Origin of the sequence: Streptomyces glaucescens (assembly GCF_002154375.1) — a bacterium.
Classification (GTDB): domain Bacteria; phylum Actinomycetota; class Actinomycetes; order Streptomycetales; family Streptomycetaceae; genus Streptomyces; species Streptomyces glaucescens.
In genome coordinates this window covers 1-10,192 of the sequence record NZ_MUND01000250.1, presented here as the reverse complement: position 1 = coordinate 10,192, position 10,192 = coordinate 1, and the positions used below count along the sequence as shown (strand labels likewise).

General features: G+C 70.9%; 10 protein-coding genes. 4 read left to right on the top strand and 6 right to left on the bottom strand.

The window, feature by feature from the left end:
* The first annotated feature begins 127 nt into the window (after window positions 1-127).
* On the top strand, window positions 128-625 hold the full coding sequence (gene tamR / locus CCN42_RS17485; RefSeq protein ID WP_086171256.1) for a MarR family transcriptional regulator TamR: 498 nt from the start codon (window positions 128-130) through the stop codon (window positions 623-625).
* Here the strand turns inward: tamR and CCN42_RS17480 are convergent.
* A complete protein-coding gene (locus CCN42_RS17480; RefSeq protein ID WP_086736816.1) occupies window positions 584-1,363 on the bottom strand; it encodes a LuxR C-terminal-related transcriptional regulator in 780 nt (259 codons plus the stop codon). The genes tamR and CCN42_RS17480 overlap by 42 nt on opposite strands.
* 243 nt (window positions 1,364-1,606) lie before the next feature.
* Here CCN42_RS17480 and CCN42_RS17475 point away from each other — a divergent pair, with 243 nt between their 5' ends.
* Window positions 1,607-2,116 (top strand): GNAT family N-acetyltransferase, encoded by a 510-nt coding sequence (locus CCN42_RS17475; protein WP_211294732.1) that lies wholly within the window; start codon window positions 1,607-1,609, stop codon window positions 2,114-2,116.
* Here CCN42_RS17475 and galK read toward each other — a convergent pair.
* The 3 genes from galK to galT are packed head-to-tail and all read right to left on the bottom strand — an operon-like array spanning window position 2,113 to window position 5,305.
* Window positions 2,113-3,267, bottom strand: coding sequence for a galactokinase (gene galK / locus CCN42_RS17470; protein ID WP_086736814.1), 1,155 nt, complete (start codon window positions 3,265-3,267; stop codon window positions 2,113-2,115). The genes CCN42_RS17475 and galK overlap by 4 nt on opposite strands.
* 2 nt (window positions 3,268-3,269) lie before the next feature.
* Window positions 3,270-4,247: a UDP-glucose 4-epimerase GalE gene (gene galE / locus CCN42_RS17465; protein ID WP_086736812.1), complete on the bottom strand. Its 978-nt coding sequence runs from the start codon at window positions 4,245-4,247 to the stop codon at window positions 3,270-3,272.
* Window positions 4,247-5,305: a galactose-1-phosphate uridylyltransferase gene (gene galT, locus CCN42_RS17460; RefSeq protein WP_086172362.1), complete on the bottom strand. Its 1,059-nt coding sequence runs from the start codon at window positions 5,303-5,305 to the stop codon at window positions 4,247-4,249. Before galT ends, galE begins: the two co-directional genes overlap by 1 nt.
* A gap of 189 nt (window positions 5,306-5,494) precedes the next feature.
* Between galT and CCN42_RS17455 the strand changes: the two genes are divergently transcribed.
* Both CCN42_RS17455 and CCN42_RS17450 read left to right on the top strand, forming a co-directional pair.
* Window positions 5,495-7,186, top strand: coding sequence for a sodium:solute symporter family protein (locus CCN42_RS17455; protein ID WP_086736810.1), 1,692 nt, complete (start codon window positions 5,495-5,497; stop codon window positions 7,184-7,186).
* A 20-nt stretch (window positions 7,187-7,206) separates the two neighbouring features.
* Window positions 7,207-7,545, top strand: coding sequence for a hypothetical protein (locus CCN42_RS17450; protein ID WP_086736808.1), 339 nt, complete (start codon window positions 7,207-7,209; stop codon window positions 7,543-7,545).
* Between the two features lie 33 nt (window positions 7,546-7,578).
* On the opposite strand, the gene CCN42_RS17445 is transcribed toward CCN42_RS17450, so the two are convergent.
* On the bottom strand, window positions 7,579-8,292 hold the full coding sequence (locus tag CCN42_RS17445) for a helix-turn-helix transcriptional regulator (RefSeq protein ID WP_086736806.1): 714 nt from the start codon (window positions 8,290-8,292) through the stop codon (window positions 7,579-7,581).
* Window positions 8,293-8,591: 299 nt separating this feature from the next.
* The coding region (locus CCN42_RS17440) for an outer membrane protein assembly factor BamB family protein (protein WP_245877332.1) at window positions 8,592-10,192 on the bottom strand (1,601 nt) is incomplete at its 5' end.

Genomic DNA, 10,192 nt, shown 5'->3' with positions numbered 1-10,192 from the left:
TACTGGGCCGGGTCCCAGGTGGGGGTGGGCATGCGGGGGCCTCCTGTCGTCGACGGTTCCAGGCTGCCCCGCGGAGTATCTTGACGTCAAGAGACTTCATGTCGACACAACCACTACACTGATCGTCATGGAGGACGAGGTCGATCGGCTGGTCGCAGCGTGGCGCCGGGAGCGCCCGGACCTCGACGTGGAACCGCTCGAGGTGCTCAGCCGGGTGAGCAGGCTCGCCCGGCATCTGGACCGCGCACGCCGGCTGGCCTTCTCCGAGCACAGTCTGGAGCCCTGGGAGTTCGACGTGCTGACCGCGCTCCGGCGGGCGGGCACGCCGTACCAGCTCTCCCCCGGCCAGCTGCTGACGCAGACCCTGGTCACCTCCGGCACGATGACCAACCGGATCGACCGGCTCGCCAAGAAAGGCCTGGTCGAGCGGCTGCCCGACCCCAGCGACCGGCGCGGCGTGCTGGTCCGGCTCACCGCGGAGGGCCGCGACCGCGCCGACCAGGCACTGGCCGGACTGCTGGACCAGGAGCGCGCCATCCTCGCCGAGCTGTCCCGCGCCCAGCGCGGTGAACTGGCCGCACTGCTACGCCAGCTGACCGCCCCGTTCGACAACATCCCCGGTTAGGTCGGCCGGCCCGACCCCGGCCCGCCGGGCGAGCGCCACGGCGGCCAGCGTGGAGTGCACGCCCAGCTTGCCGAGCACGTTCTGCATATGCGTCCGCACGGTGTGCGGGCTGAGGAAGAGCCGCTCGGCGACCGCCTTGCGGCCCAGCCCCGCCACCATGCAGCGCAGCACCTCCCGCTCCCGCGGGGTCAGCGACTCCACCAGCCGCTCGCTCTCCGTGCGGTGCCGGCGGGCGGCGGTCAGCTCCCGCAGCACCCCGGTGAGCAGCGCCGGCGGCAGATGGGTCTCGTCCCGCAGCACCCCGCGGATCACGGTGAGCAGCCGCGACAGCGAGCAGTCCTTGGCGACCCAGCCGGAGGCGCCCGCCTGGAGCGCCAGCGCCGCCCGGCGCGGGTCGTCCTTCTCCGCGAGCACCACGGTCCGCACCCCGGGCTGTGCCGAGCGCACCCCCGCGACCAGGGAGATCCCGTCGACGGCCCCGTCCTCGCCGCTCTCCCGCTGCGCGGGCACGGCCGCCACCGCGGGCCGTGCGCCGGGTCCGCCGCCCCCCAGGTCGGCGTCGACGAGCAGCACGTCGAACCGCCGGCCCTCGGCCGCGGCCCGCTCCAGGCAGCGCAGCGCGGCCGGGCCGCTGCCCGCCGCGGACACCTCGACGTCCGGCTCCGCGGCCAGGGCCGCCGCCAGCGACTCGGCGAAGATGCGGTGGTCGTCGACGACCAGGACTCGGATGCGAACCACTGAAAACCCCCACTGGTCCGGACAGACCCGGAGAACGAAAGCGCCGGCACGGGTACGACGCCCAAGGGTCGCCCAGCCACGAGCGCACGGCCGCCGCCGTGTCATGACTGCTACCACAGGGCGCCGTACCCGACTTTGACTCGCCCCCTGAACAGCACCGGCCCCCACCGGTGCCGATCCTCAGAGTACGGGCGGGGGGCCGCGGCGGAAGGCTATTTGCAGAACTGGCGGTCCGGCACGTTTATGGTGAGCCGCATGTTTCGTCTTGAGACAGAAGTCGACAAGGTCCGACGCGATCTTCTCCGTTCGCGGCTGGCCGACACCAATGCCGCGGCCTCACCGGTCGTGGCGGCGCTTCGGGGCACGCCGGGTGAGCGCGAAGTCCCGCTGCACGTCTGGGCGTCGGACGAGGCGGGGGAGCTGGCGGGCGGGCTGGTCGGGCACACCTGGGCGACCTGGCTCCAGGTGACGTACCTCTGGGTGGACGAACGGCACCGGGGAGCGGGCCTGGGCGGCCGGCTGCTGGCCGAGGCGGAGCGGATCGCCCGCGCCGAACGCGGCTGCGGGGCCGCGCGGTTGGAGACCTGGGACTTCCAGGCCCCCGAGTTCTACCGGAAGCAGGGCTACGAGGTGGTGTGCGTGATCCCCGACTATCCGCCGGGGATCACCGAATACACCTTGGTGAAGCGGTTCCGCAGGAACGGGTTCCCGGCGAACCCGCTCCGGGCGCGGCGTCCGTGGGGCGTCTCCTAGCCGATCCGTCGCGCGCCCGGCGAAGGAACCGCCTCGAACACGCGCGGCGCCGTGAAACCGGCCGCCGCGAACGCCTCTTCGACCGCCTTCGTGAGGGTGTCGACGTCCGCCGCCTCGGCGAGCACGATCGCCGAGCCGCCGAAGCCCCCGCCGGTCATCCGGGCGCCGAGCGCACCGGAGGCCAGCGCGGTGTCGACCACCAGGTCCAGCTCCGGGCAGGAGATGCGGAAGTCGTCACGCAGGGAGGCGTGGCCCTCCGTGAGGACCGGGCCGATGGCCCGCGTCCCGCCCGACTCCAGCAGGGCGACCACCCGCTCGACACGCTCGTCCTCGGTCACCACGTGGCGGACCAGACGGCGCACCTCCTCGTCGTCGCCGAGCCGCGCGAGGGCCGCGTCCAGCTCCCCGTACGGGATGTCCCGCAGGGCGTCCACGCCGAGCAGGGCCGCACCCTTCTCGCAGCCCGCCCGGCGCTTGCCGTACTCGCCGGTGCTGTGCGCGTGCTTGACCTGGGTGTCGACGACCAGCAGCCGCATGCCCTCGGCCGCCAGGTCGAAGGGGATCTGCTTCTGGGACAGGTCCCGGGTGTCCAGGAACAGGGCGTGGCCGTCGGTGCAGCAGGCGGCGGCCGTCTGGTCCATGATGCCGACGGGTGCGCCGACGTAGACGTTCTCGGCGCGCTGGCACAGCCGGGCCAGCTGCCAGCCCTTCAGCCCCAGCCCGTACAGGTCGTTCAGGGCGAGCGCGACCACCACTTCCAGGGCCGCCGAGGAGGACAGGCCCGCGCCCGCCGGGACGGTGGAGGTGAGGTGGACGTCCGCGCCGGTCACCGCGTGCCCGGCCTCGCGCAGTGCCCACACCACGCCCGCCGGGTAGGCCGTCCAGTCCCGGTCCGACTCGGGCGCCAGGTCGTCGAGCCGCAACTCGACGACGCCGCCCTCGACGTCGGCGGAGTGCAGCCGCAGACGGCCGTCCGTGCGCCGCGAGACCGCCGCGAGCGCGGTGTGCGGCAGCGCGAAGGGCATCACGAAGCCGTCGTTGTAGTCGGTGTGCTCACCGATGAGGTTGACGCGGCCGGGAGCCGCCCAGACACCCTCGGGTTCGGTCCCGTACAGCTCGGCGAAGCCGTCCCGCACCTGCTGTGCGCCCACGCTCACTGCTCCCTTGCGTTGCGTGCGATGTGCCGCGCGAACTCCCACGCGTCCGCGACGATGCCCGCGAGGTCGGCGCGGGACGGGTTCCAGCCCAGCTTCTCGCGGGCCGCGTCCGCGGAGGCCACCAGGACCGCGGGGTCGCCGCCCCGGCGCGGGGCCGGGACCTCGGGGATGGGGTGGCCGGTGACCTGGCGGGCGGTCTCGATGACCTCGCGGACGGAGAAGCCGTTGCCGTTGCCGAGGTTGCAGATCAGGTGCTCGCCGGGGCGCGCGGCCTTCAGGGCCAGCAGATGGGCCTCGGCCAGGTCGGCGACGTGGATGTAGTCGCGGACGCAGGTGCCGTCCGGGGTCGGGTAGTCGTCGCCGTAGACGGAGATGGCGTCGCGGCGGCCCAGGGCGACCTGGAGGACCAGCGGGATGAGGTGGGACTCGGGGTCGTGGCGCTCGCCGTGGGCGCCGTAGGCGCCGGCCACGTTGAAGTAGCGCAGCGAGACCGCGCCGAGGCCGTGGGCCTTCGCCTCGCCGGTGATCATGTGGTCGACGGCGAGCTTGGACGCCCCGTAGGGGGAGGTGGGGGCGGTGGGGTCGGTCTCGGTGATCGGCGTGCTGACGGGCTCGCCGTAGGTGGCCGCCGTGGAGGAGAAGACCAGCGTGCGCACGCGCGCCTCGCGCATCGCGCCGAGCAGGGCGAGGGTGCCGCCGACGTTGTTGTCCCAGTACTTCTCCGGCTTCACCACCGACTCTCCGACCTGGGAGAAGGCGGCGAAGTGCAGCACGGCGTCGTAGGAGGAGTCGAGCCACTTGGCGGCGTCGCGGATGTCGCCCTCGATGAAGGCGGCACCGGCGGGCACGCCCTCGCGGAAGCCGGTGGAGAGGTTGTCCAGGACGGTGACCTCGGCGCCCGCCTCCAGCAGATGCTGGGCGACCACGCTGCCGACGTATCCCGCGCCACCGGTGACCAGGTACTTACCGCTCATCAACTCGCTACCTCTCGCAGTCGCTCGGCCGCGCGCTCCGGCGGCACGTCGTTGATGAACACGCTCATGCCGGACTCGGAACCCGCGAGGAACTTCAGCTTGCCGGAAGTCCTTCGGATGGTGAAAAGCTCCAGGTGGAGGGCGAAGTCGTCACGGGTGACGCCGTCGAACTCCGCCAGCTGGCCGAACGGGGCCTGGTGCCAGGCCGCGATGTAGGGCGTGGGCGGTTCACCTTCGCCGAAGATCCGGTCGAAGCGCCTCAAGAGTTCCAGATAAACCTGGGGGAACTCCGAGCGCGCGTCCTCGTCGAGCGCGAGCAGATCGGGCACGCGGCGCTTCGGGTACAGGTGGACCTCGTACGGCCAGTGCGCGGCGTACGGCACGAACGCCGCCCAGTGTTCACCCTCAAGGACGACCCGCTCGCCGGCCAGCTCACGCTCCAGCACGGCGTCGAACAGGTTCTCCCCGCCGGAGGCGTCCTTGTGGGCGGCGAGCGAACGCAGCATCAGGGCGGTGCGCGGAGTGGTGAACGGGTAGGCGTAGATCTGGCCGTGCGGGTGCTGGAGCGTGACCCCGATCTCGGCTCCGCGGTTCTCGAAGCAGAACACCTGTTCCACGGAGGGCAGATGGGAGAGCTCCGACGTCCGGTCGGTCCAGGCGTCCAGGACCAGCCGCGCCTGCTCCTCGCCCAGGTCGGCGAAGGAGGAGGTGTGGTCGGAGGTGAAGCAGACGACCTCGCAGCGGCCGGAGTCGCCCGCCAGGGAGGGGAAACGATTCTCGAAGACGACGACGTCGTACGACGAGTCGGGGATCTCGCTCAGCCGCTCGCCCTCGGACGGGCACAGCGGGCATTCGTCGGCCGGCGGGTGATAGGTGCGGCCCTGCCGGTGCGAGGCGATCGCGACCGAGTCGCCGAGCAGGTCGTCGTGGCGGACCTCGGAGGTCGTCACGGTCGGGTCCAGCGGACGGCGGTCGACCGCGTCGCGGACGGTGTCGTCGCGCAGGTCGTAGTAGATCAGCTCACGACCGTCGGCCAGCCGGGTCGAGGTCTTCTTCACCGCGGACTCTCCATTCGAGCCACCCCATCACGTACCCACTCATCAAACAGAACCAAACACATCGAAACACAACTCACCACGGCAGTCAACATCACAATCAAACAAAGAGCATCACCAGAAGTGTTCAATTACTGAACGCGGAGGCGTAGGTTCCGCCACGGATCAGTTCGCGCAACGAAGCGAGAATTCATGCAGACCCCCACATACACCGCCACACAGCTGGCGGCCGAGCTACGACTCCCCACGAACTGGCTCGACTACACGATCCTCGGCATCTACTTCGTCGTGGTCCTCGGCATCGGCTTCGCCGCCCGCCGCTCGGTCAAGACCAGCCTCGACTTCTTCCTCTCCGGCCGCTCCCTGCCCGCCTGGGTCACCGGACTCGCCTTCATCGCCGCCAACCTCGGCGCCACCGAGATCCTGGGCATGGCCGCCAACAGCGCGCAGTACGGCGTCTACACCACCCACTGGTACTGGATCGGCGCCATCCCGGCCATGGTCTTCCTCGGCCTGGTGATGATGCCCTTCTACTACGGCTCCAAGGTCCGCTCGGTCCCCGAGTTCCTGCTGCTGCGCTTCGACAAGGCCGCGCACCTGCTCAGCTCGATCCTGTTCGCCTGCGCCGCCATCCTCATCGCCGGCGTCAACCTCTACGCACTCGCCATCGTCGTCGAGGCGCTGCTGGGCTGGCCGCAGTGGGTGGCGATCGTCGTCGCCGGATTCTTCGTCCTCGCCTACATCACCCTGGGCGGCCTGTCCTCGGCGATCTACAACGAGGTGCTCCAGTTCTTCGTGATCCTGGCGGCCCTCATCCCCATCACCGTGCTCGGCCTGAAGTCGGTCGGCGGCTGGGACGGGCTGTCCGACAAGCTCACCGCACAGCACGGCGGCGACTTCATGACCTCCTGGGGCGGCACCGGCATCGGCAGCGACAACCCGCTGGGCGCCAACTGGCTGACCATCGTGCTCGGCCTCGGTTTCGTGCTGTCGTTCGGCTACTGGACGACGAACTTCGCCGAGGTGCAGCGGGCACTGTCCGCGAAGAACCTCTCCGCCGCCCAGCGCACCCCGCTGATCGCCGCCTTCCCGAAGATTTTCATCGTCTTCCTGGTGATGATCCCCGGCCTGGTCGCCGCCGCCCTCGTGCCGCGGATCGGCACGCCCGACTCCGACCTGCAGTACAACGACGCCATCCCGTACCTGATGGAATCGCTGCTGCCCAACGGCGTGCTCGGCATCGCGGTGACCGGTCTGCTGGCCGCCTTCATGGCCGGCATGGCGGCCAACGTGTCGTCCTTCAACACCGTCTTCACCACCGACATCTGGGCGAAGTACGTGATCCGCGACCGCGAGGACGCCTACTACGTGCGGTTCGGCCGGCTGATCACCGCGATCGGCGTGCTCGCCTCGATCGGCACCGCGTTCCTCGCGTCGTCGTTCTCGAACATCATGAGCTACCTCCAGACGCTCTTCTCCTTCTTCAACGTGCCGATGTTCGTGGTCTTCATCATCGGCATGTTCTGGAAGCGGGCGTCGATGAAGTCCGGCTTCTGGGGCCTGATCGCGGGCACCACCGCAGCGATGGTGAACTACTTCGTCCTCTACAAGCAGGACATCGTCGACATCCCCTCCGACCAGGGCGCCAACTTCGTCTCCGCGATCGCCGGATTCGTCGCCGGCGCGGTCGTCATGGTCGCGGTCTCCCTGTTCACCAAGCCGAAGCCCGCCGAGGAACTCCAGGGCCTGGTCTACGGCACCCGCTCCCCCGGCATGTCCGAGCCGCCCGCCGAGGGCGACGACGCCTGGTACCGCAGGCCGGCACTGCTCGGCTGGGGCGCCGTCGCCCTGGCCGCCCTCTGCTACATCCCGTTCTCGTTCTGACGCGGGAGGATGGAAAGACCATGTCCGAACACCCCGAACACTCCGCGCACCGCTTCAGCGAGCAGGACGTCCAGCGGGAGGTCACCGAGCTGCAGGGCAAGTCCGCGACGGCTGCCCGGCTCTTCGACATCCGCCGCATCATCGGCGGCCTCTTCGTGATCTACGGCGTCATCGTCACGATCACCGGACTGACGGACGACGACGCAGCGATCGACAAGGCCCAGGGCGTCAACATCAACCTGTGGACCGGCCTCGGCATGCTCGCCCTCGGCCTGTTCTTCCTGATCTGGCTGAAGCTGCGCCCCGTCGCTCCCCCGCCGCCGGCCGCCGTCCCGGAGGAGCGCCCCGGGGCGGAGTGACCTCCGCCGCACGGGTCACGGGGCCGGGGCCGCTCAGGACTCCGGCCCCGCCTCCGTGCCCGGGCCCCTGCCGTACTGACGCACCGGCCCCGCCCGCTCCAGCAGCCCCGTGCGGGCCGCCAGGGCCGCGGCTTCCAGGCGGGAGCCGACGCCCAGCTTCATCAGGACCCGCTGGACGTGGGTGCGGGCCGTGGAGGGGGCGATGCCCATGCCGGCCGCGATGAGGCGGGTGTCCTCGCCGTCGGCGACCCGGACCAGGACCTCGATCTCGCGCGGGGTGAGCATCTCCAGCAGGCGCTGACCCTCGTCGTCGGGCTGGGCGGCCGGGTTGAGCAGTTCCCCGAAGGCTCCCTGGAGGAGGGCCGGGGCGACGGCCGCCTCACCGGCCCTGGCCTTGATGATGGCCCGCTCGACGCCCTCTATCCGCTCGTCGTGGCGGACGTACCCGGAGGCTCCCGCCGCGAACGCCGACGCGATGCCGCGCGGGGACGGCACCGGGCCCAGCACCAGCACCGCCACCTGCGGGCGCTCCCGCTTGATCCGCACCACGGGGTCGAAGGCGCCCGGCTGCGCCGGCTGTGCCGTGCCCAGCAGGCACACCTCCGGCGCCCGGGCGATCACCAGTTCCGCCGCCCCCGCGGCGGGCGCCGCCGCGGCCAGTACCCGGTGCCCGCGCAGCTTCAGCGCCGAGGCCAGTGCCTCGGCGAGCAGACGGTGGTCGTCGACCACCATGAGCCGCACTCCCATCGAGCAACCCCCAGTCCCCCCTGTGGACGCCTCCGCGGCCGCCCACGAGATCACTCGGACAGACTCCGCAACCCCCGGCGCCGGGCCCCCCGGCTCCCCGCCCTTTCATGCCCCCGGAAGCTACACGCTTGTTCGACGTTGCGCTGCCCCCTCCTGATGAGAACTGCCCCGGAACGCCGAAATTCCGCTCATTCGAGGGTGTTGGCGGGGTTGAGAGTTACGCGCACGGCCCCATCCCTGAGCAGGAATGGGGCCGTGCGCTCCGGCGCGTGCGCCGGGTCGATCAGTCGCTCGCCGGATCAGCCGGTCGCGCCGAACGCGATCGCCAGGTACTCGTCGCTGTAGGACGACGAGCTGGCGAAGGTCTCGGACATGAACAGCCGGCCCTGCGAGTACAGCAGCTCCGCGTAGGACGGCAGCATGCTGGTCTCCACGCCGCGGATCGTCTCGTCGGAGGGGTTCTCCAGCAGCTTGGTCTCCTTGAAGGTGCCGCCGTCCAGGCTGACGACCTGTCCGCCCTTGTCGTAGGGCGGCGACTTGTAGGCGATCACATTGCCGCCGTCCATGCGCAGCGGGGTGATCGTGTAGCCGTCGCCGGCGTCGCCGCGCTGGCCGGTCTGCTTGCCGGTGGCCAGGTCGAAGACGACGATCTCGTTGGTCGAGCCGTACTTGCCGGTGCTGTCGTGCTCCTCGGTCGGGACGTACAGCCGGTCGTTGCCGGCCGCGATGCCCGAGCAGTCCTCGATCCGGGAGATGCCGTCGCACTTGGCGGCGTAGTCGTCGCCGGGCGCGGAGATCCGGGTGCGCAGCTGGCCGGTCTTGTTGTCGATCGAGAAGAAGTCGGAGATGCCGGAGCCGTCGCCCGCCGCGTCGCCGACGTCGGCGGCCACCACCAGCGGGTCGGTCGAGACCACGCTCGCGTACTCGATGCCCTGGGTCATCTTGTACTCGGAGAGCACCTTCCCGGACTTCGGGTCGATGGTCTGGATGTGCAGCTGCCGCGCGCCGTACTGGCCGCACTTGCGCACCGCGACCAGCTTGGCGCCGCCGCCGTAGCCCGCGTCGTAGCAGGAGTCGGTCGGCTTGGGGGTCCACAGCGCCTTGCCGGTGGTCAGGTCGAACGCGGCGCCGCCGCTGGTGCTGCCCACGGCGACGGTGTTCGCGCTGACCGTGACGTTGTCGAAGTTGATCGGCTGGTCACCGGACGTGGCGGTCTTCTGCCACAGCTTCTTGCCCGCGGCGAGGTCGATCGCCGCGATCTGGCTGCACCCCTCGGAGGAGTTCTTGTCCGGCATCCTCGGCTGGAAGACCACCGCGGTCTTGCCGTCCTCGGTGGTGTGGCGGCTGGCGTGGCAGACCGGGCCGGGCAGCTTGATCGACCAGGACTTGGTGCCCTTGTCGACGTCGTAGCCGACGATCTCGGCGACGCCGCTCTTGGCGTACACCTCGTCGGTGAGCCAGGAGCCCTCCACGACGACGCTGTCGTCCTTGGCCACCTTGGGCATCGGGACCTGGAACAGCACCTCGGAGGCCGGGTTGGCGGGGACCTTCTCCGAGCCCTTGGAGGAGGTGCCGCCCGTGCCGCCGGTGCCGCCCTTGGGGTCACCGCCGCCGGTGCCGCCGCTGGAGCTCGCGGTGTCGGCCCTGCCGTCGTCCTTGCCGGAGGCGTACAGGACGCCGCCGCCGACGATCAGCGCGATCGCCACGACCGCGGCGATGATGATCGCCAGTTGCGGGTTGATCCGCCGTCCGCCGCCGGCCGGCGCCGCCGCCTGCGGCTGGAGCGGCACGGTCGGCGGCGGGAAGCCGTAACCGGGCTGCTGGCCGTAGCCGCCGGGCTGCTGACCGGGCTGGCCGTACGGCGGGGTGGCGGGGGCGCCGTAGGGCCCGGGCGGGGTGC

Coding starts and splice junctions, on each gene's coding strand:
- CCN42_RS17450 (WP_086736808.1), top strand. CDS start 7,207: ATGTCCGAACACCCCGAACACTCCGCGCACCGCTTCAGCGAGCAGGAC.
- CCN42_RS17455 (WP_086736810.1), top strand. CDS start 5,495: ATGCAGACCCCCACATACACCGCCACACAGCTGGCGGCCGAGCTACGA.
- tamR (WP_086171256.1), top strand. CDS start 128: ATGGAGGACGAGGTCGATCGGCTGGTCGCAGCGTGGCGCCGGGAGCGC.
- galE (WP_086736812.1), bottom strand. CDS start 4,247: ATGAGCGGTAAGTACCTGGTCACCGGTGGCGCGGGATACGTCGGCAGC.
- CCN42_RS17445 (WP_086736806.1), bottom strand. CDS start 8,292: ATGGGAGTGCGGCTCATGGTGGTCGACGACCACCGTCTGCTCGCCGAG.
- CCN42_RS17475 (WP_211294732.1), top strand. CDS start 1,607: ATGGTGAGCCGCATGTTTCGTCTTGAGACAGAAGTCGACAAGGTCCGA.